Annotated in this window: 19 protein-coding genes; 9 read left to right on the top strand and 10 right to left on the bottom strand. The window is 42.3% G+C overall.

All coding sequences use genetic code 11. The features are described 5' to 3' along the window. Position 1: 1 nt before the first annotated feature. From OFN67_RS06995 to OFN67_RS06950, 10 genes are all read right to left on the bottom strand, one after another. Positions 2-1,138: an ABC transporter permease gene (locus tag OFN67_RS06995; protein ID WP_270868791.1), complete on the bottom strand. Its 1,137-nt coding sequence runs from the start codon at positions 1,136-1,138 to the stop codon at positions 2-4. Beyond that, positions 1,125-2,369, bottom strand: coding sequence for an ABC transporter permease (locus OFN67_RS06990; RefSeq protein ID WP_270868790.1), 1,245 nt, complete (start codon positions 2,367-2,369; stop codon positions 1,125-1,127). The genes OFN67_RS06995 and OFN67_RS06990 overlap by 14 nt, the downstream gene beginning before the upstream one ends. After that, a complete protein-coding gene (locus OFN67_RS06985) occupies positions 2,369-3,751 on the bottom strand; it encodes a Fe-S-containing protein (RefSeq protein ID WP_270868789.1) in 1,383 nt (460 codons plus the stop codon). Before OFN67_RS06985 ends, OFN67_RS06990 begins: the two co-directional genes overlap by 1 nt. A 375-nt stretch (positions 3,752-4,126) precedes the next feature. Then, positions 4,127-4,648 carry an iron transporter gene (locus OFN67_RS06980; RefSeq protein WP_270859954.1) on the bottom strand — a complete coding sequence of 174 codons (522 nt, stop codon included), beginning with the start codon at positions 4,646-4,648 and terminating at the stop codon, positions 4,127-4,129. After that, positions 4,645-6,651, bottom strand: coding sequence for an FTR1 family iron permease (locus OFN67_RS06975; RefSeq protein ID WP_270868788.1), 2,007 nt, complete (start codon positions 6,649-6,651; stop codon positions 4,645-4,647). The genes OFN67_RS06980 and OFN67_RS06975 overlap by 4 nt, the downstream gene beginning before the upstream one ends. Before the next feature lie 243 nt (positions 6,652-6,894). Continuing rightward, a complete protein-coding gene (locus tag OFN67_RS06970) occupies positions 6,895-7,920 on the bottom strand; it encodes a c-type cytochrome (RefSeq protein WP_270868787.1) in 1,026 nt (341 codons plus the stop codon). Between the two features lies 1 nt (position 7,921). Further along, positions 7,922-9,181, bottom strand: a complete 1,260-nt coding sequence (locus tag OFN67_RS06965) for a cytochrome b (RefSeq protein ID WP_270868786.1) — start codon at positions 9,179-9,181, stop codon at positions 7,922-7,924. Positions 9,182-9,191: 10 nt separating this feature from the next. Continuing rightward, positions 9,192-9,707: a ubiquinol-cytochrome c reductase iron-sulfur subunit gene (petA, locus tag OFN67_RS06960; RefSeq protein WP_270859958.1), complete on the bottom strand. Its 516-nt coding sequence runs from the start codon at positions 9,705-9,707 to the stop codon at positions 9,192-9,194. Between the two features lie 180 nt (positions 9,708-9,887). After that, positions 9,888-13,001 (bottom strand): cytochrome c biogenesis protein, encoded by a 3,114-nt coding sequence (gene ccsA, locus OFN67_RS06955; protein WP_270868785.1) that lies wholly within the window; start codon positions 12,999-13,001, stop codon positions 9,888-9,890. A 470-nt stretch (positions 13,002-13,471) separates the two neighbouring features. Beyond that, the gene (locus OFN67_RS06950) at positions 13,472-13,954 is read right to left on the bottom strand and encodes a CreA family protein (RefSeq protein ID WP_270868784.1); all 483 of its coding nucleotides are present in this window, start codon (positions 13,952-13,954) and stop codon (positions 13,472-13,474) included. Between the two features lie 73 nt (positions 13,955-14,027). On the opposite strand from OFN67_RS06950, the gene OFN67_RS06945 reads away from it, so the two are divergent. The 9 genes from OFN67_RS06945 to OFN67_RS06905 form a co-directional block, all read left to right on the top strand. Next, complete coding sequence (locus OFN67_RS06945; RefSeq protein ID WP_270868783.1) at positions 14,028-15,392, top strand: phosphomannomutase/phosphoglucomutase; 1,365 nt, start codon at positions 14,028-14,030, stop codon at positions 15,390-15,392. Beyond that, on the top strand, positions 15,392-15,628 hold the full coding sequence (gene cmeU, locus OFN67_RS06940; protein WP_270859962.1) for a CmeU family protein: 237 nt from the start codon (positions 15,392-15,394) through the stop codon (positions 15,626-15,628). Before OFN67_RS06945 ends, cmeU begins: the two co-directional genes overlap by 1 nt. Further along, entirely contained in the window at positions 15,621-16,631 is a 1,011-nt protein-coding gene (locus OFN67_RS06935; protein WP_270868782.1) for an alanine racemase, read from the top strand. Before cmeU ends, OFN67_RS06935 begins: the two co-directional genes overlap by 8 nt. Next, complete coding sequence (locus OFN67_RS06930; protein ID WP_270868781.1) at positions 16,628-17,338, top strand: LemA family protein; 711 nt, start codon at positions 16,628-16,630, stop codon at positions 17,336-17,338. The genes OFN67_RS06935 and OFN67_RS06930 overlap by 4 nt, the downstream gene beginning before the upstream one ends. Then, positions 17,339-17,947, top strand: coding sequence for a hypothetical protein (locus tag OFN67_RS06925; RefSeq protein ID WP_270868780.1), 609 nt, complete (start codon positions 17,339-17,341; stop codon positions 17,945-17,947). It abuts the gene before it with no gap. Further along, positions 17,944-18,747, top strand: a complete 804-nt coding sequence (locus tag OFN67_RS06920) for a TPM domain-containing protein (protein WP_270868779.1) — start codon at positions 17,944-17,946, stop codon at positions 18,745-18,747. Before OFN67_RS06925 ends, OFN67_RS06920 begins: the two co-directional genes overlap by 4 nt. 47 nt (positions 18,748-18,794) lie before the next feature. Beyond that, on the top strand, positions 18,795-19,391 hold the full coding sequence (locus tag OFN67_RS06915) for an IMPACT family protein (protein ID WP_270868778.1): 597 nt from the start codon (positions 18,795-18,797) through the stop codon (positions 19,389-19,391). A gap of 96 nt (positions 19,392-19,487) precedes the next feature. Continuing rightward, a complete protein-coding gene (locus tag OFN67_RS06910) occupies positions 19,488-20,054 on the top strand; it encodes a PAS domain-containing protein (protein WP_270862991.1) in 567 nt (188 codons plus the stop codon). A gap of 731 nt (positions 20,055-20,785) precedes the next feature. Further along, on the top strand, positions 20,786-25,480 hold a 4,695-nt coding region (locus tag OFN67_RS06905; RefSeq protein WP_270868777.1), incomplete at its 3' end, for a hypothetical protein.

The following is a 25,480-nucleotide window of genomic DNA, read 5'->3' as shown; positions in this document are numbered from 1 at the left end:
ATTATTCCTTTAATAAATTTGCTAAATTTGGATTTAGCGCCCGTTTTATGGGATAATAACTCGCACTAAGCGCGAAAATCAGCGATAAAATCACCGCCATTACAAGCCCTATAAATCTAAAATCCACTCCGCTGGAAAATAAAATTTGACCCAAAATTATGGCTAAAAAATACCCGATTATCGCGCCAAATACTGCCCCGCTAACGCACAAAAGCAAAATTTCGCCCAAAATTATGTGAAAGATATTGGCTCTGTTTGCGCCGATAGCGCGAAGCAGGGCGAATTCTTTAATGCGAGAGAGTAGGACTTGGCTTAGGCTTGTGTTTATGCAAATCGAGGTTATGGCTAAAATCGTAAAACCGCTTAGTAGCATTAAAAGCTTGATTTTATCAAGGATTATGCCTTGTGTTTTGGATACTTTGCCCACGACATTAAAGCTCATTTTCTCATCGCTTAAATTTTGTGAAATTTCGCTAAGACCCTTAAAATCGCTATCTACAATCGCTTCGGCGTAGTTGATTTCGCCTTTGGCATTAAAGATATTTTGCGCCAAATTTAGCGAGATTAAAAGCAAGCCATCTTCCTTGCCTCCGTCAAAAACAATGCCCTTTATGCGGACTTTGTGAGTGAAATTTGCATTTGCGTTGTGCGGAGAAATGCCGATTTCATCGCCTAGCTTCACGCCTAAAATTTTGGCTAAATCCTCGCCGATTAGGGCGTTTTTATCGTCGAAATCCACTCTGATTAGCTCGCCCTCTTTGAGTTGCAAAAATGGCATTGTTTTTGCCAAATTTGAAAACTCCACGCCCATTACCACAGCCGAATTTACCCCTAAATTCGCACTTTTAAATAGATAGCTATTGTGCGCTTTGAGATTTGGAATACTACGAAATTTCGCTTTTAGCTCATCTTCGCTAATGCGAAATTCTTGCGCCATGGTTGGCGAGATTATCAAATTTGCCCCATAAGAGTTTAGCTCTCCTGCGACCTTTTTGTCGATATCTGCCCAGATATTCACAAACGCCGCGCAAACTGCCGAGCCAAGGGCGATTGCGATAAAAATCACAAACGAGCGCAAAGAGTTGGCAAAAATGCTTTTTAAGACTATCGTGCGATAAAATTTATTATTTTCTACCATATAAAACCTCCGCTGGTGGCAGTTTTAGCGCGCTACGAAGTGGCAAAATCGAGCCGATTAGACAGATTACAAACCCAAATGCAATGCTTAGTGGCAAAACTAGCAGAGCAAAGCCCAAAAACGAGCCAAAGATTTGCTGAGCGATAATCTGGCTTGCTAAGTATCCCGCGCTCGCCCCTAAAATCGAAGCGAAAAGGCACACGACGAGGGTTTCGGCGATGAATTGCAAATATATGGCCAAACCGCTTGCCCCAAGCGCCTTTAAAAGCCCGATTTCCTTTTTGCGCTTGAAGGTTTCGTTGCTAAGCAAACTTGCAATGCAAATGCTAGAAATGATGAGCGAGAGGATACTCACCACGCCCATTAGGCCTTGGATTTTTTTGGTGATTCCGCTCTGGGCTTCGCTCACACTAAGGACTGCTTTGGCGCTTGCGTTTGGGAAATCCTCGGCGATTTGGTATGCTATGGAGCTAACATAGGCTGAGCAATACCAAGTATCGTGCTCGACGGCGTCTAGGCTGTCTAAATTGCGCCTAGCTTTTACCGATAAATCATCTTCTGGGATTGTCATTGCAGATACTTCTGCTTTGGCGATTTGACCCTCGCGGTGAGTGAGCTTTTGCACGAAGGCTAAATTTGCGATGATTTTACCGCTGTATTCCTCTGCATCGTGCAAAATCCCCACCACGCGCACGGTGTAAATGCCAAGATCAATCTCATCGCCGATTTTTAAACCCAGCTTTTCGCCTGCGATGACTTCATCATTTGCGCCGTCCTTTGCCCACTCGCCCTCCACGCGCCAAAATGGATAAAGGTGCCTTACCCCGACCCTAAAATCAGGCTCATCGCTCACACCTGCGGGTCTGTCGAAGTATGTCCCAACGACCTCAAATTCATCGATTTGCTCGGATAAAAACGGCGCGTAGCTTGTGATATTGTTGCGCCAAAAAATCTCTTTGATTTTGACTAAATCGCTTTCGGACAAAAAATCATCGTTTGCAAGTGGCGAAAAATCGCGCCCTGCAATTTCGATATTTAGGTTGGCAGATCTAGGCAAAACCACGATATTTGCGCCATATCTTCCAAGCTCACTTGCTAGTTTGTCGCCGATTTTAAGAGTGATATTTAGCATGCAAGCGATTAAGCCAACCGATAAAAAAATAGTCAAAAACGCTAAAAATTTCGACTCCTTAGCCCCAAAAATCGAAGCTTTTAAAATTCTAAAAAACATTATTTAAGCTCCTTTAAAGTGCCGTTTTCATCGACGAAATTTTGCGGATTTTGAGTGAAAATTTCTTCATTTTTTTCATTTTCGAAAAAATAAATCCTACCATAATACAAATAGCTAAATTTCGATGAATTTGAAATCCTCGCGCGCGAAACGGGGTCGATGACCTGTTTTTCGACGATTTCGCTAAAATAGCTTGCCCCACTTAAAATTTCGCTAAGCGCGATTTTCACGCGCTCGCCGTCAAAGTCAAATTTCATAGGGATTGGGTTGCAACCACCCATTTTACCCACACTTGGCAAGAAAATTCGCACATTGCACGCTATGCAGATTAGCTCATCGCCCTTTTTGACATAGCCCATATCTCCGCAAATCGAGCAGGCGTCAAACACCGCAACCGGCGAGAGATGAGTGCTAAATTTATTTAGCAAAAAAAAGCGGATTTTATGCCCATCGTCGCTGATATAGGCATATCTGTGAAGACGCCCGTCTTGCAAAGCCTGCGCGTCAAAGACAAACTCGCCATTTACTGGCTCTACGAGTGTGGGTGTATCGATCGTAGGCGGGCGAGAGGCTACTAGCAGATAATAGAGGCTAATAGCGCAAAATAGGGCGCAAAGTGCGAGTGTGCAGAGGAAAGTGCGCCAAATTTTAAACCTTGCGCTTTTGTTTATGCGCCAAGCGATGATATTTTCATCTCGCGCTAGTTTTTTGGGGGCTAAATTTAGGTAGAAAATCCCCATAAATAGGGCGATTGCGCACAAAATCAATATTAAATGCTGATTGTTGTGGTAGATGATTTTGGCGATTATGCTTAGAAATTCGCTCGAATTTATAAATTTTAGCGAGGCGAAATTTGCGAAGTATCCGCCCTGCCTAATCCCTAGCCCCACAAATCCGAGCTTAGCGATGAATAAGAGGGCGCAGGTTAGGGCAAGGGCGACAAAATTTGCGCGCGCACGATTTTTTAAAATTTCGCTATAAAGCAGGTAAAATAAAACCAAGCACGAAAGAGCCAAAATCACCATAAAAAGGTTGAGAATCGCCCCGCTATCAAGGAGTTCGGTGCTAAAAATTTTAAAATTTGCGCTGATTAAAAAATACTCAAAACAGGCGCAAACGCCAAGGGCAAAAATGCAAAATTTGGCAATTTTTGAAAGGCAAAATTTAGCGCAAAAAGGCAGTAAAAATAGCGCAATCAATGCTAAAATATCAAAGAAAATTTTGCCCTCTTGCGCGATTAGACTATGATTTAGTGCGCTAAAACAGGCACCTCCTAGCAACGCTCCAAAAAAGGCAAATGCAAAATCTTTTTTGCCAAAGTGCGCGACGATGATAAATAGTGGCAAAAATGCCAAAACAAAATGGTAAAAAAATATCGACAAAACTGCAACCTAAATGTGAAATTTTAGAGCTGTTTGAAATAAGCCAGATAATTTTAAAGCGAAGCTTTAAAATTATCCACCTCTAAGGTTTTACAGGGGTGGGGGTTGGTAAGGGGGAGGGTAGCGTCTCCTAAAAAGCGCGCCCTCCCCCTTACAGAGAATTTCAAATTTCGCTTAAAATTTAAAAAATCGTTCAATGCAAAATTTAAGTAGAATTTTGCATTAAATTTTACTGGATTGCTTCGTCGCTGTTTCACAGCTCCTCGCAATGACAGCAAATTTGCAAATTACTTCGCATTTCTTTCGCGTTTTAGCTAAATTCACAAAATTTTTTCAAACACTTCTAAAATTTCACCCAAAAAGGGTGAAATTTCGTTATTCTTTTGGAGTTCCAGTGTATGCAAATGTGTATTTCACATCAAATGCACCCCACCATTTACCCACGCCTGTGGCCTTGTCAGCGTGGCGACCAAAGCCGTTTGCGCCTGGGTTTTCGATATGGAAAATCAGCTCATAATTTCCCACGCCATTTTCCATTTTGACATTTGCGCCATAGTGTGGGCCGTCGCTTGCGACCATTGGCATGAAATTTCCCTTTTGGATTTTGCCGTTATCTAGGTTTTTTAGCTCGTAGCCGATTTTTAGGTATGGGATCCACTCGCCCTCGCCAAAGCCGTTTGCGTTACCCTCGATTGCGTGGATATCAGCCTCTAAGTGAATATCGGCTAGGCTAGGGGCTAGATCAATGCCCTTTGGCTCCATATCGATTGGTTGTAGATACACAGCGGCAATCTCCATGCCGTTCATCTCCACAGGCTCACCGATAGGTTGCTCGCCAGCGAAGGCGATACTTGAAGCAAGGCTTAAAGCCAAAACTGATGAAAATAATTTTTTCATAAATTCTCCTTTGAAATAGATTTGTTTTTTTGCTTGATTATCAAAATTCCAACTATTAAAGCCACGATTAGCGCAGCTTGCGGGATTAGGCTCTCTTTATAAGGGTAAAATCCTAGCCAAGTAATCGTAGGCAAGCCCTCGATTATGCTTGGTGTAAATACCTTGCCCTCGACTAGCTCCATTATTCCCTTGCCGACAAAGACAATCGACATATAAAAAATAATCGCCGAAGTTATCATAAAAAACGGCTTGATTGCGATACGAAGCGAGAATTTTTTGATTAGGATATAAACCACGAGCAGTGCGATTACGCCTACGACAAATCCCGCACCCACCATACCTAGCGCGCTCGGAGTTTTAGCGTCGATTATGAGCGCTAGATAAAATAGCACCGTCTCAGCCCCCTCGCGATACACTGCCAAAAAGACCATCCACCATAGCATTTTGCCGTCTTTTTCGCTCAGGCTTTGCGAAATCGCTCCACTGATATATGCGCTCCATTTTTTCGAATTTGCATTTGAAAGTAGCCAAAACCCGACATAAAACAGCAATCCCACGGCTACTAGCATGACCGCGCCTTCTAGGATTTCGCGACTTTGACCTGCTTTTGCGGCGCCAAAAATCGCACTTATGCCCCACGCTGTGGCGAAACTAAGCAAAATCGCTATTACAAGCGCGCTATAAACGATTTTTAGTTTGCCCTCGTTACCTGATTTGATAAGTAGGGCGATGACGGCAGCTACGATTATTAGGGCTTCCATACCCTCGCGCAAAATGATTATGAGCGAGTATAAAAACAGATCCCATGCACTAGAATTTTGCGTCAAATTTAGGCTCTCTTCAAGTTGCGTGAAAAGCTTGTTTTGCGCTGCGATAATCTGCTCTTTTGGCGCGCCAGAGCTAATTAGGGCTGAAATTTTATTGAAGCTAGCCTCGGTGTCAAGTTTGAGTTGGGAGTTTTTCGCACCCACGAGGGCTTCCATGCCACTTTCTTCGTATTCGTCGAAGTAGATATTTCCGCTCTCATCGATTGCCTCATCGGTTTTGCCAGCCTCATACAGAGCCAAAACCTGCGCCATTTTGGATTTTATGTTTGCTACGGTTTGGCTAAAATCTGCATTTTGCGCCACTTCGCTTTCGCTAGCCTCTTGCGCGCTTTGTGGGGCTAGGGCGTAAGTTTGGCTAGGCAAATTTTGCGTGGCGCTAAGAAGCAAATCGTCTAAATCTTTTAGAGATTGGTTAAATTTCGCTTCGTCCATATTTAGGTTATCGCGCAATAAATTTGAGATAATGCGTTGAATCATTTGGTCGTTTTTGTTAGAAACATATTTTCGCACGACCTCTTCGAGACGAGTGTTGCGATAAATGTCAAATTTAGCCTTGTTTAGAGCCGATTTTAGCGCGGTTTCGTCTTTGTTATCAAAGGCAGTTTTTGCATTATTTAGCTCGGTGATGAAATCATTATAAACGCTAAGCCATGGAGAATTTGGGTCGGAATTTGGGGTTTGATTTGCCGAATTTGCAGCCGAATTTGCGCTAGAATTTTGCGTAGCGTTTGGAGCAGAATTTTCGCTTTGATTTGTGCTAGTTTGAGGCTGTTCTTCGCCTTCGTTTTGATATTGTGCGACTAGTTTATGACCGCTTTCGATGATTGGCAAAATTTCAGTGATTTCGCTATTTAGCTTTGCTATCATAGCCTCGATTTCGCCCCTTGGAGTGCCTGCTTTAAAGGCTTTGCGGATATTTCCAAACTGCTTTTCCATAGCGTAGGATTTTTTCTGTCCTAAATTTATGCGAATTCCAGCTTCTAAATTTTCAAAATGGCTAAAATACGCCTCTTGGGTTAGTTTGCGCGCACTAGCGCTATCGCCGCTATCATACGCGCTCAAAGCCTGCTCAAATTTAGCCTTTATCGCCTGGGCATGGACTTGGTAATCTGCGCCAAAAAGCGATGATAAAAACAGAAAAATCAGTAAAAAAGATGATTTTAGGATAAATTTCATAACCTGCCTTTTTGCTAATTGGTTTCAAAATCAGTTTGGGATTATACAGCAAAATACTTAAACTATAATAAAAATGTTTATCAAAAACAAGGCTAAATGATAGCCGAAATTTAGCCAAATTTAGGGCAAAATTTATGCGAATTTGAAATCGAAATTTAGTGAAATTTAAAGGTTAAATTTGAGAAAATTTATTGAAATTTAGGGGATAAATTTAAAAGTAGTCGGCGAACCGACTACTTAGTTTTAGTGAAGTTTCGACCAAATTTTGCTTTTCCAAAGTCCAGCGAAAACTGATAAAATCGCGAAATATAGCATTATGTAAAGTGCTGTTTTTTCGCGCTCATCTTTTTTGCTATCGCCGACTTCTTCGAGGTAGGCGACGACTTGATTTTCAGCTTCTTGTGTCAAGCCAACGCGAGGCATAGATGTGCCTGGGAGTTTCTTTTGTGTATCGTTGATAAACTCGTGCAAATAATCAGGCAACTTCGAGCGAATCATCATTGATAAATCTGGCGGAGTAGAGCCCATGTAGGCTGCGACTTTCTCCATATCGCTTGTGACTTTGCGACCAGCATATTTGACATCGTGGCATCTTTGGCATGAGTCCTCGAAAACCTGCGCGTTTTCCATTGCGCTTGGTGCGATTGAGCGTAGATACGCTACGATATCTGCGATTTCTTGGTTTATATCATCGCCAAGTCCGTAAAATGCTGGCATTGGGTGCGGGTTTTCATCGCCAAATTTATGATCTAGCTTCATCGCCATTACAGGATCTTTGATAAGAGCGGCTAGGAATTTTGGTGAGTATAGATATCCTGCACTGCTAAGATCTGGTGGATTTACGCCATAAGCTTCGCTAGCGCTTGTCGCGTCCATTGGAGCGTCCATGCCAAGCTTGCTTACGCCGTGGCATGCCACACAACCTGCGTTCATAAAGGTATCAGCGCCTCTTGTGGCATCACCTTTGATAATGTCGATTTTGTTGATCTCGTCCCAAAATAGCGTAACCTTGTCTTGTTGGTTTTTCGCGTCTTGAAGCGTTCTAGTCGCACTTGTGATCATACCATCATCGCCTGAGTTTTGGGCTGTTTCTAGGGCTTTTTGCGCCTTTTCTACATTTGTAGTAGCAAGCGTGATATCCTCGGCTGCAAAGTCATAATTAGCAGGATCGACATGCGGGCTAAGTCTAGTATGAGCAAAAGGCTCAATCATCCAGTATAAAACCGCTACTAAAACAACGAGTATTGCTAATGTTTTTATCTCTTTCATCTTAACCTCTTTTCTTTCTTTCTGCGATTGTTATCAAAGGCAAGACAACTACTATCAATGCGATATAAAGTATCGATAAAATAAAGCCCCAATATGTATTTGGCATGCCAAGCTCTGCGCCGTCTGCTGGGAGTTTGCCAAATAGGCTTAAAAGTATCATATCGATTAGTAATACCCAAAACCAGATAAAATATGCTTTGTTTCTGTGAGCTGGGGCTACGACAGAGCTTCTATCCATCCATGGAACTATCATTAGCGAAACGCCAGCGAACGCAAACGCCATAAGTCCGATATCTGCTGCCTTTAATGGTCCAACATCAAAGAAAAATCCGCGTAAAATTTCATATTGCCACAAGAAATACCACTCTGGGTAGATATGGTTTGGTGTTTTGAGGCTGTTTGCAGGGTCGAAATTTATCGGATCCATTGCGAAATTGAATTGAAATCCAACCAAATAGAAGAAAAATATCATAAAGATTGAGAGATATAAGAAGTCTTTTGATAAAAATCCTGGCCAAAATGGGATAACTTTCGCATTTTTTGTATCGCCACTTAGGAATTTTTCGCTCTCTACCTCAAAATCGATTTCTTCGCCGTCTAGGTTATTGACATGAGGGACGCGAAGCGCGTAGAAGTGAAACGCGATGACAGAGATTACGACTATCGGAAGCAAGCAGACATGAAGCATAAAAAATCTTGTCAAAGTCGGATCGCTTACAGCGTAATCGCCTCTAATCCACTCGACCACAGCTGGTCCTATGACTGGAATTCCACCGAATAAATTTGTAATAACCATAGCCGCCCAGTAGCTCATTTGTCCCCAAGGAAGCATATATCCGCTAAAAGCTTCGGCTGAAAAAAGTATGAAAAGTAGCATACCGCTGACCCAAATCATCTCTCTACCTTGCTTATATGAGCGATAGTAAAGTCCCGCAAAAGTGTGGATATAAATCACCAAAAACACGACCGAAGCAGCCACTGCGTGGATATGTCGCCATAGCCAGCCATATTCTACCTCTTGCATGATAGTTTTATTTACGCTATCAAAGGCCAAAGCAGCGTCTGGTTTGTAATACATTACAAGCATTAAACCGCTTACAAAAAGCACGATAAATAGCGTCATCAAAATAACGCCCATAGCCCATAAAAAGCTGATGTTTTTCGGAATCCAATACTCCGTCATCATAACTTTCATAAATTTATTAACAGCAAGTCTTTGATCTAACCAATCCAAGATGCCTGTTGATTTTCTTACATGCATATCAATCCTCCTACGCTTTGCCCATTAGAGCTTGATATTCAGGGCCTTCTTCGCCAAGGACAAGTTTAGTTCCGTCTATTTTAAACGGAGGTATATCCATACCGCGTGGTGGCGGACCAAACACAGCTACGCCATCAGTGTTGAAAACGCCTCCGTGGCATGCGCAAACGAATTGTTTAGAAGCTGGTTTGTAGCTAGGGATACAGCCCAAATGCGTGCATAAACCGATACAAAGCGTGTATCTAGCGCCACCTACGACGACATCTCGTTCATCGTTTTTGCCCATATCGGCTGTCTTTTTGAGAATAAATATTGGCTTTTTGCGCCACTCTGTCCTGTATAGCTCTCCGTCTTTAATCGGGCTTAAATCCACAGTCGTTACGCCGGCTGCTTTGACGCTAGGAAGCGGATCCCAGCTTTTTTTCATACCGCCTAATGCAAATACGCCACCCACAGCAGCGACCGCACCAAACGCAAGTCCGATAAAGCCTCGTCTATTTTCACTAAAATCAGATTTAACAGACATCTTTACCCTTTCTTTTTGTGAAATAAAAGGGTAATTCTAGCCAAATAAATATTAAATTTAATTGATTTGAGTTAAGAATTTTGGCTTAAAATGCCTATTTAAGGGAATTATTTAATGAAATTTTAAAATTTAGAGTTTGAAATTTTATTTTTACAAACTCTAAATTTCATATAATAAATTTTACAATCTAGCCGATTTTCCCGAGCGAAAATATGCAACGATTGCTAAAATAAACATAGAAGCTGTCATTATATATGCCCAGCTTGGCACAGGGATTTTTTCGCCCGCTGCGTAAGAGTGCATGCCTGTGAGATAAAAATTTACTCCAAAATATGTCATTATGACGCTAAAATACGCAAACATCGACGCTACGGCGAAGGCAAATTGTGAATTTAGCTTTGGCATAAATCTAAAATGCACCACAATCGCATAGACAAAAATCGTAATCAAAGCCCAAGTTTCCTTTGGATCCCAGCCCCAATACCTGCCCCAGCTCTCGTTCGCCCACACGCCACCTAGGAAGTTTCCAGCTGTTAGCAAACAAAGTCCAAGAATCATCGACATTTCGTTGATTCTAGTGGCTTCTGTGATATTGCGCGCGATTTCTGGGTTGTTTTTGCCGAAGCAAAACATCAAAAGCGTGAAAATTCCAAGCAACATACAAAGCCCCAAAAATCCGTAGCTAGCGGTGATTACAGAGACATGGATTGTCAGCCAGTGAGATTTAAGGACTGGTTGTAGGTTTGTGATTTGTGGATCCATATCACTTAAATGCGCGACCATTAGCGTAATTCCCGCCATAATCGCCGTTAGCGCCAAAGAAATCGCAGATTTGCGCGAAAAGAAAATTCCACTAAGCGCTAGCGCCCACGCGATATAAATCATCGACTCATACGAATTCGACCACGGCGCGTGTCCTGATACATACGCACGAAGCGCAAGTCCGAAAGTGTGGATCAAAAACGCCACTACATTTACAAACCAAACTAGATTAAACGCCCATTTTAAGCCCAAATTTGGCTTCATCATACGGATAAAAATAAAGATTAAAAGCAAAAATCCAGCGATTGTATAAATCGAAAAAAGTCGTTTGAAAATATGCGCGTTGTTGTATAAAATTTCATATTTTATCGCACTCTCGCTAGGTGCTAACTCGCCACCATTTTTGATTTGATAATCCTTGATAATGTTTAGCATTTTGTTTGCGCTTTGCCAGTCGTTTTTGTTTTGGGCGTAAATCACAGCCGTGGCAAACATCGCGCTCATATCGCGCACCTTATCTCGCTCACTTTCGCCTAGCATTTCAAGGGTTGCAAACGGCGAAATCCAGGTGCTATCGTTTGACTTTCCGGTAGGGATTATGCGGAAGTATTCGCCCATAATCGCGCCGTAAAACACATTTACTCTCTCATTTACTTTGATGATTTCTTTATCGAGCGTAGAGCGGTTACCAAGGGGTTTGCGGTTGATTTCCTCGCTTAATTTATCGAGCTTATAAAAGCTCTCATTATCCTTCATTTCGAAAAAATCCATCATCGAAGCGTATTTTTGATTTTCATCTAAACCTAGAATTTTGCGTAGTTCCTTATCGCCTATGCGTATGATTTTGGCGGTGCGCCAATAATCTTGATTTAGCATAAACGAAAGCAAGGCTTCGTTGTGATTGAGCGTAATCCCGTCCTCGCCCTTGTAGGTTTCGCCGCGGTAAATTTTGTGCAAAATTTCGCGCGAAACTGTATCAAATGGTTCCATACGGCCATTGAAACCTTGCACGACTAATTTGCCAAGTTCTTTGCTAAATTCCTTATCAAAATTTGGCAAATTTAGCTTGATTTCATTTAAATTCACACTCTCATTTCCCTCTGCGTGGGCTAAATTTGGCGCAACACAGGCGAAAATTATAGCCAAAATCGCCACGCTTTTTGCTAGGTGAGTGTTTTCGCTGATGAGTTTAGAAAGCTTGAAAAAGCGTGAATTTGGGTTTAAAAAGTTTAAAAACATGCCAAGGCAGAGTAGAAAATATCCTAGATATGTCGGGAATTTGCCCGGATCGCGATTTACAGATAGCACAGTGCCTCCCTCGTCCCTATCATACGAGCTTTGGAAAAATCTGTATCCGCCGTGATCTAGGACATGGTTCATATAAATATCGTAATCATAGCTGTTTGCGCCGTCTTTGACGGTAACTTCGCTTTTATATCCTGAGGGCGAGTTTGTGCCTGGGTAGCGATCCATGACGAAATCGCGCAAAGCTAATTTAAACGGCAAATTTACCATTTTTGGCCCCAAAAGCGTGATAAAATTTGCGCCACCGACTTCGTATTGAAGGCCTTTTTCGCCTTGTATTACTAGCACCTCTTTGCTTTCGTTGTTATAGCTAAGATCTGCGATAATGCCACCCATACCAGCTAAATTTTCTTCTACTGGCACAAATTTTTCCACAGCTGAGCTTAGCAGGCTAACTGGGGCGAAATTCGTCCCCTCAAAGCTATAAAGCGATAAATCATCGATTAGATTATCTTCGTTTTTATTTAGTGCGATTTTTTCGCTAGTGCCCATTTTAGTGGCGTTTATGTCGAAATTCGAGTTTATATAGAATTTATCGGCATCGTTTTTGACATAGATGAAATATTTGGTTTTTGGCATGGTATTAAAGCTAATGCTAACCTCGCCTAGCTCGATACTCTGCCCAGAAAGTAGCGAAAGGGGCTGTTTTTGGGTATCGTTTGAGAACAAAAACTCGATTCTAGCGGGTGCGCTTTGACTCTCGTCTTTGACCCATTTTAGCTCGCCGTGTGGGATAAATTCTTTAAATTTCAAATTTGCGTTTTTGCCATTTACATCTAAATTTAGATCAAATTTCATCTTTCCCACGCTGCTTAGGTAGTTTTTTTCATCGGCTGAGATGAAATTTTTATCCTCGCCTATGCTGATTAATTGCACAAATTCGTCCTTGGTGCTAATCAGCGAGCTTTCCTCTCCCTCTCTAATGTGCAAATTCCCCTCAAATCCAAAATATCTCGTAAGCCCAGCCCCAAGTAAAATAAAAAGAAAGCTTAAATGAAATATAAAGGTCGGAAGCTTTTTGATATCGCCGAGGCGGTAGCGGTAGATATTGTAGGCTAAATTTAGCCCCAAAAGTAGCATTATCAGCCCGAACCACCACGCATTATACACACTCGCCCACGCTACTGGCGTGCCAAATGCAGTCTCCACAAATGTCGCCACCGCGCACGCGATAGCCAGCAGGGCAAGCATAATGCTGGCAGATTCCATGCTAAAAATAGATTTCATATTTTTCCTTGCTAAATGATAAATTTTATTAAGAGCTGGGATTTTATCAAAAAATTCTTAAAAATTCGTTGCGATAAATCAATAAATAAATCATCGCAAAAAGCGTATCGATACCAATGCAAAATTTAGCGAAATTTTGCATTAAATTTTACCTATAAGCATAATTGCAAAGAATTTTGCGAAGCAAAATTCTATAAATAAGCGCGTGCGTAGCACGCCACTCTGCAAGCGTCGTCGGGGGTTAGGGGGTTGGTAAGGGGGGAAGGGGAGCGACATCGCAATTCAAGCCCCCTTCCCCCCTTACAAAAAATTTAAAAAAATTTTAAAATTTTATAGAATTTAAAATTTTAAAATTTTTTGCCATTTTGGCGGTTGGTAATTTAAAATTTGGCGATTGCTTCGCTTCGCTCGCAATGACACTTAAAAGCAAAATTTCGGGTTAGTATTTCATGCTTGCGGACAGTGAAATTTTATTTTTTATATGCAAATTCGCACACCTTGCCTACGGCTTGATTGCACGGAATTGCCGAGATAGAATTATCTGGCGAGCCGTCGATGATTTTATCTGAATACACTAGATAAATTATGCTCTGGCTTGCTTCGTCAAACATACGCACGACATGGGTTTTTTTAAAGATTAGCGAGGATTTTTTCGCAAATATATCCTCTTTTTTAAGCTCTTCTTTGATTATGATTTTTGGGGCTGTTTGGCTGCATGAAACAGAGGCTTCTGAGCGGTCTTCTTCGACGCCAACAATCTCTTTGGCGCCACCTTTTTTGGCGTATGAGATGAAGCATGTAACCCCGTCGATTTTAGGGTCGCTGACGCTGATAACCTCGATTCTATCGTTTTTGCCAAAAATTCTAAACGAAGTATTTACACTATCAATCACCTCATAATCCTTAGCAAAAACTGCGCCCAAAATCGCACAAATAAGAAAAATTTTTTTCATTTTGACTCCTTAAATTTGACAAATTTTAACATTTATAATTTAAAATATTGTAATTTTTTTGTTAAGGAATTTTATGATTGAAGATATTTTTAGAGAATACGATATCCGCGGAATCGTGGGCGAGGATCTAAACGAAGAGAGCGTTAAGGCGATTGGTTTTGCCTTTGGTATGCATTTGCGCCATTTAGGCCGTGAGCGTATCAGTGTGGGCTATGATGCGAGGCTAAGCGCGCCAGATATGTTTGAATACCTAGTAAGTGGGCTTAATTACGCTGGGCTTAGGATTTTTGATATTGGTCTTTTGCCTACGCCCGTGGGGTATTTTGGCGTATTTACGCACAAATTTGACGCAAACATTATGATTACAGGCTCGCACAATCCGAAAAATTATAACGGCTTTAAAATCACAATTGGCACGGATAGTTTTTTTGGCGCACAGCTTAAAACACTCGGCCGCCAAGTGGCTGAATTTATGGCTAGTGGCGTGGAGATCCCAACAAATACATTTTGCGAAAAATATAATATTTTGGGCGAGTATTTGGATTATTTTGAAAAAGAATTTGCAAATTTGAAAAATTTCAAAACACCATTTGTGATTGATTGCGCAAACGGCGCAGCAGGTGTTACGGCGTGTAAAATCGTAGAAAAACTAGGCTTAAATGCTAAAATTTTATTTCCAGAACCTGACGGAAATTTCCCAAACCACCACCCAGATCCAAGCGAAGAGAAAAATTTAGTCGATTTAAAAAATGCAATTAGCGAAAACGGGCTAAATTTGGGCTTTGGTTTCGACGGAGACGCCGATAGAATCGCCGTGCTAACAGCGAAGCGAAATATCAAAGGCGATGAGCTAGCCTGCCTTTTATCGCTAAATATGAAAGAGCCGAAAATTTTGGGCGAGGTGAAATGCTCGCAGGTAATGTATGATGAGATAAACCGCCGCGGCAAGAGCTTTATGGGCAAAACAGGCCATAGCAATATCAAAAAGGCTATGAAGGAGCTTGGCATTGATTTGGCGGCTGAGGTGAGCGGGCATATTTATTTTAAGGAGCGATATTTTGGCTTCGATGATGGCGTATATGCGATGATGAGAGTGCTAGAACTCGTCGCAAAGGGCATTGATTTAGACGCCGAGCTCGACGCGCTTCCTGTAATGCACAGCACCGATGAGATTAAATTTAAAACCACAGACACTGCAAAATTTGAGATAATTGAAAAATTTAAAAATTTAGCCAAAAACGGCATTTCTGGGCTTCCAGCCGTGCGCGATATGATAGAAATCGATGGGGTTAGATTGAGGTTTGATGATGGCTGGGCTTTGGTGAGAGCTAGCAATACAACACCGATAATCGTAACGAGATTTGAGGCTAAAAGCCCTGAATTTCGCGATGAAATGCAAAGGGTGATAATGGGCGCATTAGAGGAGATTGCAAAATAATGGAAAAAGAGCTAGTCGAGCAAAATATAAAAGAGCTTCTTGGCGCTAGGGCTGAATTTTTCGCGCTATTAGATGAAAAAGTGCCAAAAATAGAGGGCACAGATGTGTTTGATTTCGCAAACGCAAAAGAGGCGAATTTAAAGGAAATTTACGCCAAATTTTACGGCTATGATTACGCTATTCGCAAGCTTTTGCCGTATTTATACAAGGCGTATGGAGTGAGCTTTAATGTCTGAAATTTTGATTGATAAATCAGCGTATTTTCACAATCTTTCGCAAATTTCGCAAAAAGTAGCCAAAGAGCGCATTATGCTCGTGCTCAAAGATAACGCTTATGGGCATGGCATGCGCGAAATCGCGGGTTTGGCGCGCGAGTTTGGTATCAAAAGAGCCGTTACTAGGACGCTAGATGAAGCGCGCGAGATTTCAGAATTTTTCGAGGAAATTTTGATTTTATCGCATATTCCAAACGGAAACGAAAATCCAAATTTTATTTATGCCGTAAATGATATGAGCTATTTCTCTCGCCTAAAACGGGGCGCGAAAGTCCATATCGTGGCTGATACAGCTATGCATAGAAACGGCATTTGCGCGCAGGATTTAAGCGAAGCTTTGGCACTTTGCAAAAAACACTCGCTAAATTTACGCGGATTTTTGACACATTACCGCGCCAGCGATGAGCTAAGCTCTGATTTTTACGCGCAAAGGCAAAATTTCGCCGAATTTAAAAAAATCGCCAAATTTAAGGCAAATGAGGCTGGATTTAATGAGCTTATTTTCCACTCCTCAAATTCAGCCGCGATCGAGCGTAGAGCGGGGTTTGACGATGAGTTTGTGCGTGTGGGTATGGCGCAGTATGGATACGCTCAGTTTGATGAGAGCCTAAATTTGCGCCCTGTGCTTAGCTTGTGGGCTGATTTAATCAGCCAAAGAGTGCTTAAAAAAGGCGAAAGGGTAGGCTATGGCGGGGTGTTTTGCGCGCCGTGCGATATGAAAATCGGCACCTATGATTTAGGCTATGCGGACGGGCTTTTGCGATACGCTGGGATTGGGGATTTGCGATTAGCCAGTGGCGAAAGGCTACTTGGCAAAATGTCCATGGATAGCTTTTGCGCTGAGTTTGGTGGCGAGCGAGTGTGCGTGATAAATGACGCCAGAGAGTGGGCGAGATTTTTTGGCACGATTGAGTATGATGTGTTAGTTAAACTTCATGAAAAAATATCAAGGAGAGTGGTATGAACGAGTTAGAAAACCAAAATGGCGCCGAACAAATCGGCTATGACGGCGCAAAAGGTGCAGAGCAAAGCCAAACTTACAATGGCTCAGCTAATGTCGAGAAAAAATCATCAAAAGGCTGGCTAAAATGGCTGATTATCGCTGGCATAATTTTGGCTGTGTTTGCGATTTTCGCCGTGCCTGTGTATAACAAACTGACCCTAAAAGACGAAGATGTCAATGCGGCCTGGGCGCAGGTGCAAAACCAATATCAAAGGCGCGCTGATTTGATCCCGAATTTCGTCGAAACCGTCAAAGGATACGCAAGCCATGAAAGAGGCACCTTAGAAGGCGTAATCGAGGCTCGCGCGAAGGCAACGAGTGTGAAAATCGACGCAAACGATATCGCAAATAACCCAGAAGCCTTTACGCAGTTTAACAACGCACAAGGCGAGCTAAGCTCGGCTCTATCGCGCTTAATGCTGGTTGTAGAACGATACCCTGAGCTAAAAGCGAACTCAAATTTCACGGATTTGCAAAATCAGCTAGAAGGCACCGAAAACCGCATAGCTGTGGCTCGCAAGGACTATATCGCTGTGGTGCAAGAGTATAACAAGATGATTAGGGTTTTCCCTACAAATATCATCGCCAAACTCGTAGGCAAGGGTGGAGCTAAGCCTGTATTTAACGCAGGCGAAGCCAATCAAAACGCGCCAAAAGTTTCGTTTTAGATGATTGAGCAAATTTACAAAGACGCCATAACGGATAAAATCTCAAAGGCCGAAGATGCGAGCGACGCTGAAATCATCTGCGTGCTAAGTGGCGAGGCTTTGGACTTAGAGCCCCTTAGCTGGGGCGTGGCTTGCACGATTGCCTTTGTAGTGGGCACTGCGCTGATGTTTTTCCAGCAAGTAGGCAAAGTAGGCGCGTTTGAGTTGATTGCGATTGTATTTTTGCTCTTTAAATTTCTCTTTTCTAAATTTCCTAAATTTTTAGAATTTTTTATCCCTAAATTCTTTAAATTTAGGCTTACTTACGACTTTGCCGTGAGTAAATTTGAGCTGTTTGGATATGATAAAATCCCAAACGCTGTGATTTTTTGTGTTTGTAAAAATGAAAAAATCGCGCACATAGTTTGTGGCGAAAATATCAGCGCGAAGATTGATGATTCTGAATTTTTGCAGATTGTGCAGGAATTTTGCGTCCAGGCAAAAACTGCGAATTTTGGCGAGGCTGTGAGCGTGGGTATAGATAGGCTTTGCGCGTTAATAATGGCGAAAATCCCCCATGAAATGGGCGATAAAGATGAAATAAAAGAAAAGATTGTGGAAATAAAATGAGAAGAATTTTACTTTTTTTATTTTTGGCTTTATCTTTTTCGCAGGCTAAAATTTCAGACTATCTAGCATTGCCAAACGACACGGCTATTATCGATGAGGCGGGTATTTTGCGCGCCTCTACGGCTGGTGCGTTAAACGAAATTTTGCTTAAATTTGATGAAAATTCCACCAATCAAATCATGGTCGTAACCCTAAAAACGCTCGGGGATTACTCTATCGAAGAGGTCGCGAACGAGCAGGCTAGGGCGCTTGGCATAGGGCAGAAGGGCTATGATAACGGCGTGCTTTTGCTCGTCGCGCCAAACGAGCGCAGAGTGCGTATTGAGGTCGGATATGGCTTGGAGGGAGTGCTGACTGACGGCGTGTCAAAACGCATAATTGAGTATAAAATTTTGCCCCATTTTAGGGCTGGGGATTATGAGGGGGGGATAGTTTCTGGTGTGCTTACGATCCTCGATTTTATCGAGAGTGGCGACATAAAATTCGCCAAAATCGAGCGCGTTCAGGGCGAGGAAATCGACATTGATTTCATAATCTTTATGCTTTTCTTTTTCTTTGTATTTTTTATGATGATGAGAAACAAATCACGCTCTCATGGGGATTATGGCAACACTATCATTTTAGGCGACGGGCTTGATGAAATTTTGCGCGGTGGCTTTGGCGGTTCTGGCGGATTTGGTGGCGGATTTGGCGGTGGTTTCGGCGGTGGCTCTGGTGGATTTGGGCGCAGTTCGCGAGGTGGTGGCTTTCGCGGTGGCGGAGGCGGATTTGGCGGTGGCGGTGCCAGCGGTGGGTGGTAAGCCTGCAAATTTCAAATTCAAATTTTAAATTTAATCAAAAGGCGAAAATGTATATCATACAGCGCGAATTTAGCGCGAATTTAGAGGTCAAAAAGTCAAATTTCATCGCGCATTTGGTGCCGTTATCTGAGTTTGAGCGCGTGCGTGAGCGGCTAAAATACGAACACCCCAAAGCCCGCCACATCGTCTGGGCGTATCGAGCGCTAAATGAGTATTCCCAAATCGTCGAAAACCAAAGCGACGACGGCGAGCCTAAATCCACGAGCGGGCCATCATGCCTAAATGCGCTTCGTGGTGCAGGTCTTATCGACACAGCTGTGCTTGTGGTGCGGTATTTTGGCGGGATCAAGCTAGGCACGGGCGGGCTAGTGCGCGCGTATGGCGGGGCTGTAAATTTGGCGATAAATGCGAGCGAGCTAGTATTATACGAGCTTAAAAAGCCTTGCGAATTTTTCGTGCCGTTTGCGCAAATTGCGAAATTCGAACATTTTATGAAAAAGCAAAATTTCGCTTACACGCTAAATTTCACCGACACAGGGGCTGTGTTTTCGTGCGCTCTTTCTCGGGCGCAAACAGCGATTTTCGCGGATTTCGCGCAGGGTTTCATCGCGCCGTTTGAGATACTCAAACTGCCTGAATTTTAAATTTTCCACATAATATTATTGTTATTTTTTTATTTTAAGTTAAATTTTATAAATCACTTTGTAAAATTGAGAGAAATTTTATCGTAAAGGAAAAAAATGCCAAGACCAACCCCTAAAAACAACGAAATCAAGTTAGATCCGGGTAGATATATCGTCTCGCGCACCGATCCTAAGGGTATCATCACATTTGGCAATGTGTATTTTTGCGCTATTTGCGGGTATAGCGTCGAGGAGCTACTCGGTCAGCCACACAACATAATCCGCCACCCAGATATGCCAAAAATCGCGTTTAAGCTCATGTGGGATACGATCCAAAAGGGTCGTGATTTCGTCGCAGTCGTCAAAAATATGGCCAAAGACGGCAGTTACTACTGGGTCATGACCGAATTTATTCCTAAAAAAGACCCCGCCACAGGCGAGATTGTCGAATACACAGCCTACCGCAAAGCCCCGCCACGCGCTGCTATCGACATCGTCGAACCGCTGTATAAAAAGCTTTGCGCCGCAGAGGAGCAAGGCGGTATGGAGGCTAGCGAAGCGCTGCTAAACGAGTATCTCAAAAAACAAGGCGAGACTTATGAGAGCTGGATTGTGCGCATTACTGGCAAGTCAAACCCGATTACTGCGCTGTTTTTCAAGGCGATGAGGAAGCTTTTTGGCTAAATTTGGCTTGAAATTTGATGATTTAAATTTGCATGGATTGTGAATTTTAGTTTTTTAAATTTTGGTTTTTTAAATTTTTGGTTTGAAATTTTAGTTTTTAAATTTTGGGTTTAAAATTTTGGTCATTTAAATTTATGATTGAAATTTTGATTATTTAAAATCTTGTTTAAAATTTTGTTTGAAATTTAAATTTCATTTCCCCCTTTGCCTAGACCTTGCGTCTAGGCTTTTTTATTTCGCATTTTTCCGCTAGTGCAACTTCTAAACACTGCCCCGAGATTTTTGTATGCTATTGTCATTGCGAGGAAATTTTCCTTGATTTGTCATTGCGAGCATAGCGAAGCAAATTTGCCTTAATCTGTCATTGCGAGGAGCGAAGCGACGAAGCAATCTAGGGAAATTCTAAAAAATTTTAATTCACATATAAATTTCAAATTAATAAATGAATTTTGACAAATTTTAAATTCTTTCTAAATTTTTCTGGATTGCTTCGCTACGCTCGCAATGACAGATTTAGCGAATTCCAAAAATGACATAACTAGCGAAAATTTCCACACTCACAACCCTCAAAAATTCCCCCAAATTCCCCAAAAACGGCGCAAAAAAAAAACAGCGATAAATTTTATCCTTTACAAATGTGTAATTAAACTTTTTTTAAATTTTAAAGAGATAAAATACGGAGTTATTCATCACATTTTGCGATTGAGTTCGCAGAAAAAAAGGAGTTTTTCATGAACAAGGTCTATAAGCTCAAAAGGAGCTCACACGGCGTCAAGGTCGTCTCTGAGATAGCCAAAGGTCACAGTGGCGAAAAAACTGTGCGCGAGGGGTTCGGTAGCACGATTTTTTCAAGCATTGGCAAGATAGCGAGCGCGCCTGCTCTGGGACGGCTGGCTATGTCGCTAGCTACGATAGTGGCTATCAGTGCGCCATTTATGCCAAGCGAGGCGGAAGCAGCTATATTATGTAGAGCACACAATGGCGCTTTGGCTCCTATATATTATATAGCGGGAGATAGTTGTCCAGGGGATACCACGCCAGTAACAACAGGTATATCTTGGGGCAGTTCATTTGCTGTTGCCGACTATTCTACTGCTTTTGGCAATAATTCTCATGCAAACGGAGTAAATTCGTTAGCACTTATGGGTGCAATAGCACATAAAGCAAATACCTATGCTATCGGTGTAGGAGCCGAAACTAGGGGTGATAATTCTATCGCGTTTGGTAACGGAGCGGTAGCGGGTAAAGAGACAAGCGGAGATTTCGGTGGCACTATCGCGTTGGGTCTGAACGCACAAGCCTTAGGCGGTAGAAGCGTAGCCATAGGCAAAAATACTCATGCGCACACAGCCGGTGCCATAGCGATAGGTGGCTCAAATGGCAAAGGAGCAGACGCAAACGGAACGGCTGCTATTTCTATCGGTTCTGACTCATCGAGTGCAGGATATGGCACTATCGCTATTGGTTACCAAGCAAAATCAAGCACTCTAAAACCAGATGCACAAGGCAATATAGCTATCGGTGCTTATGCAGAAGCTATCGAAGCGAGCACTCTTGATCCAAATGACAAACCAGGACAAAGCACTGCTATCGGTATGGGAGCAAAAGCAACTGGCGGTCAGGCAATGGCTCTGGGTGCGAATACTGTCGCGAACGGATACGGCTCTATTTCAATAGGTGGAGATGATATCGGTGGTGCAGCCAGTGCTCCTAAACTAGAAAAGCTTAATGAATACCTCTATGTCATCGGTGGTGAGGAGTATGCTAGTGAGCATATTGAAATTTTAAAAGGTGTATTTGCTGGATATTTAACCGCTGGTAGTGGAAAGCTAACTCTCAATAACGATAAAATAAATGAGATAACCGATCCAGATGAAAGAGAAGCTGTAAGAACTAAGTATAATAAGTATAATAATACATCTACTGATGGTCACCTATACATACCAACAAAAGCTTCTGGCCTTGGCTCTTTGGCAGTAGGTCAAAGCTCAGTAGCTAGCAATACCTTCTCAAATGCTTTTGGTTATAGGGATATAGCTAATGGTATCGGTGCTAGTGCTATCGGAACATACAATGTAGTCGATGGTCACGGCTCGACCGCTGTGGGTGCAGAAAATACCATAGTCGATGTAAATTCTACCGCAATCGGTGTAATCAATACAATCAGTGGTGGCTCGACAAACGCTATGGCTACTGGTAATGGAAACATTGTCGAAGGTAGCAATTTTTCTATCGCAGCTGGTTACTATAACGAAAACCACGCTGATAATACTATATCGGTTGGTTTATATAACGACGCAAACAACACAAGTGCTGCTGCTGTGGGTCTAAGCAACTATGCTCTTGGCGAAGGCTCTATCGCTGTGGGTGGATTAAATGTGGCAAAAGGCGATTATGCGACCGCATTTGGTTTGAAAAACAATGCTATGGCGGATAATACCCTAGCTATCGGAACTTTAAATAACGCTAAGGCTGCAAATTCTATGGCTTTGGGTGCTGATAACAACACTACTGCTAAGTTTTCTGTCGCTGCCGGTATGAGCAATGTCGCCGAGGGCGAGAAATCAGCCGCGCTTGGTTTTGGCAATACCGCAAGTGCTACTAGATCTTTCTCAGTCGGTATGGACAACAATGTAACCGCAACAGGTGTCGAGAGTATCGCTCATGGTTATGGCAACACAGTAAGTGGTAAAAACTCTATCGCTATGGGAACTGGCAATACCGTAACTGGCAATCGCTCAGGTGTGTTTGGTGATCCGAGCAATATCGACGGTAATGATAGCTATGCCATAGGTAATAATAATAAAATCAAAGACGGCGACGACAAAACATTTATTTTGGGTAATAATGTCCAAACTACTATTGAAAATTCTGTCTTTTTGGGAGATGGTGCAGCGTATGTGACAGGTGATACCTCGGCTAGTATGGATACATACTCTACAAATTCTGTTGCGATAGGAAAGATTGCGGCAAACAAATTAAGCTTTGCAGGTGCTATACCTACTGGCGTAGTGAGCATAGGCAACGCCACAGCTCCACGCAGAATCCAAAATGTCGCCGCTGGTCTGATCTCTGCTGATAGCACAGACGCAATAAATGGAAGCCAACTATACTCTGTGATAGAGAATTTGCCAAGTGGCGGTAGTATCACTAGCGACAACAGAGTCGTAAGAATCGATGATGATAAAATAGTAAGCCCATATATACACATAAACGGTGTAGGCCCTGCGACTAATGTTACTTTTGCACAAGCTACTGGCACAAACGCCGTAGCAATTGGTGCAAATTCACAAGCTAATGGTGATAACTCAGTTGCTTTAATGGGAACGACAGCAGATGGTAAAAATGCTATGACTTGGGGCGAAAATGTCTCGGCAGGAGTTACAACTACTACAACCGAAGTCCCTATAATTGAAACTTATAATTTATATTATCGCGATAAAGATGCTTATGATGCTAGTGATACTACTATGGTAGGATATTTTAAACTTGGTAGGACTAATAGTTGTAACACAGCAACATTTAATTTCGTTGATATAACAACAGGAAAACCAACTGGTGTTAGTGTTTGTGTGGGAGCTAATTTTCCTACGCTTGCATCAGGTAGAGTATATCAAAACGATGCAAGTGTCGTTATGGGAACGACTACGGAAACTACCACACAAATCACTGGTAAAAATGCTACTGCTTTTGGTTATAACACACAAGCACAAGCCGATGAATCAACCGCTTGGGGTAGAAATACTATCGCAGGTGCGAAAAATTCAACCGCTTTTGGTTCGGGCTCAAAAACCGTAGGTGATGATAGCGAACAAGTAATAGGCGAGATAAAATCATACCAAGGTAGAGAAGTGACTAGCTTTTCGCTTGTAACATATAACGGGCAGACTTATTATCGTTTATATTTCCCTGACGGACATACAGAGGACAAAACGCAAACGCAAATTGACAATAGTGCAGTTGTAGAATATTATCCAAAAGGTATGAATTCAGTCGCTTTTGGTAACTACACAACAGCAAGTAATACAAATGCAATCGCTTTTGGCGAAAAAACAACCGCAAGCGGACAAAATTCAACCGCATTTGGCGTAGGCTCAGAAGCAAATGCTACTAATGCAACCGCATTTGGCGATCAAGCCAAAGCCGGTGGTGAAAATTCAACTGCATTTGGTTTTAAAGCTGTGGCAGAAGGTAAAAATTCAACTGCTTTCGGACATGATACAAAAGCAATCGGCGATAGAGCTACTGCTTTTGGTATAAGCACTCACGCAAACGGTAGAAATTCAACCGCTTTTGGTTATGATACATACGCAAACGGCGAAAATGCGACTGCTTGGGGTAGTCAAACTCACGCTAACGGCGGCGGTTCAACTGCTTTTGGCTTTGATACACAAGCAGACGGCGAGAATTCAGTTGCTTGGGGTAGTAGCTCAAAAGTCTTACAGCAACTTAATGGCGATACGGTAGAAGTATTGCTTTCTACCGATAATCAACCTGTCGGAGCAGTTGGAAGTTATTATGTCATAGACGAACACGGAAATATTTTGGTTCAAGATTTAGCCGATAGAAATGCAGCTAACAACTGGATAAAAGATCAAAACGGCGGTCTTTTACCTGCACAAAATTCAACAGCCTTTGGCGATAGTTCGTTGGTATATGCGACAAACGCACTCGGAGCTTTGGGCGGTCAAGTTCAAATTCAAGGTGTAAATTCAGCAGCTATCGGCAAGGGTGCGACTGTATCTGTGGCTGATACCATAGCACTTGGTAGCGGTTCAGTGGCTAATAGAGATAATCTAGGCGAAAATAACGCTACTTGGCTTGCTAAAACTTATAAAGGCTACGATGTTCAAACAAAAACAGCAGGCGATAAGAATTTAAAAATGCCTGATGACGCTGTATGGATTGGCACAGCAAATGCTATCGCAGTCGGAAATATAGATAAAAATGTAACTCGCCAAATCACAGGCTTAGCCGCTGGTAGCGAGGACACAGACGCAGTCAATGTCGCTCAACTAAAACGAGCAGTGAGCGGTGCTGGCACAATCTGGTCTGTGGGTATAGACAAAAATGGCACTGGCACAAACAAAGACGGAACTCTTACATTTGGCAAACACACAGTAGGCACTGAGGATTATAATAAAACTGGTCTTGACTTTATCGCTGGGGATAATGTAGATATCTCGTATGTCGAGCTAAGCAAAGATAATAATGAAACTAGTAGTGCGTATGGCATTAAATTTAGCGCGAAAGATACAAATGTAACTTCTAAAAACGGAAGCGTAATCATCGCTAGCGAATACAATGCCGATACAATGACTACTGGGTATGATCTAAAAGTTCCTGTTAAACTAGGTGGTGATAATAACGGCACTATCACATTAGTAAGCTATGATGAAAACGGAGACGAGAATTCAAGCAGACCA

Origin of the sequence: Campylobacter sp. JMF_11 EL3 (assembly GCF_027736965.1) — a bacterium.
In the GTDB taxonomy this organism is placed as follows: Bacteria; Campylobacterota; Campylobacteria; order Campylobacterales; family Campylobacteraceae; genus Campylobacter_B.
This window is presented reverse-complemented; position numbering and strand designations above follow the sequence as displayed.

Coding starts and splice junctions, on each gene's coding strand:
- OFN67_RS06995 (WP_270868791.1), bottom strand. CDS start 1,138: ATGGTAGAAAATAATAAATTTTATCGCACGATAGTCTTAAAAAGCATT.
- OFN67_RS06990 (WP_270868790.1), bottom strand. CDS start 2,369: ATGTTTTTTAGAATTTTAAAAGCTTCGATTTTTGGGGCTAAGGAGTCG.
- OFN67_RS06980 (WP_270859954.1), bottom strand. CDS start 4,648: ATGAAAAAATTATTTTCATCAGTTTTGGCTTTAAGCCTTGCTTCAAGT.
- OFN67_RS06975 (WP_270868788.1), bottom strand. CDS start 6,651: ATGAAATTTATCCTAAAATCATCTTTTTTACTGATTTTTCTGTTTTTA.
- OFN67_RS06970 (WP_270868787.1), bottom strand. CDS start 7,920: ATGAAAGAGATAAAAACATTAGCAATACTCGTTGTTTTAGTAGCGGTT.
- OFN67_RS06965 (WP_270868786.1), bottom strand. CDS start 9,181: ATGCATGTAAGAAAATCAACAGGCATCTTGGATTGGTTAGATCAAAGA.
- petA (WP_270859958.1), bottom strand. CDS start 9,707: ATGTCTGTTAAATCTGATTTTAGTGAAAATAGACGAGGCTTTATCGGA.
- ccsA (WP_270868785.1), bottom strand. CDS start 13,001: ATGAAATCTATTTTTAGCATGGAATCTGCCAGCATTATGCTTGCCCTG.
- OFN67_RS06950 (WP_270868784.1), bottom strand. CDS start 13,954: ATGAAAAAAATTTTTCTTATTTGTGCGATTTTGGGCGCAGTTTTTGCT.
- OFN67_RS06945 (WP_270868783.1), top strand. CDS start 14,028: ATGATTGAAGATATTTTTAGAGAATACGATATCCGCGGAATCGTGGGC.
- cmeU (WP_270859962.1), top strand. CDS start 15,392: ATGGAAAAAGAGCTAGTCGAGCAAAATATAAAAGAGCTTCTTGGCGCT.
- OFN67_RS06935 (WP_270868782.1), top strand. CDS start 15,621: ATGTCTGAAATTTTGATTGATAAATCAGCGTATTTTCACAATCTTTCG.
- OFN67_RS06930 (WP_270868781.1), top strand. CDS start 16,628: ATGAACGAGTTAGAAAACCAAAATGGCGCCGAACAAATCGGCTATGAC.
- OFN67_RS06925 (WP_270868780.1), top strand. CDS start 17,339: ATGATTGAGCAAATTTACAAAGACGCCATAACGGATAAAATCTCAAAG.
- OFN67_RS06920 (WP_270868779.1), top strand. CDS start 17,944: ATGAGAAGAATTTTACTTTTTTTATTTTTGGCTTTATCTTTTTCGCAG.
- OFN67_RS06915 (WP_270868778.1), top strand. CDS start 18,795: ATGTATATCATACAGCGCGAATTTAGCGCGAATTTAGAGGTCAAAAAG.
- OFN67_RS06910 (WP_270862991.1), top strand. CDS start 19,488: ATGCCAAGACCAACCCCTAAAAACAACGAAATCAAGTTAGATCCGGGT.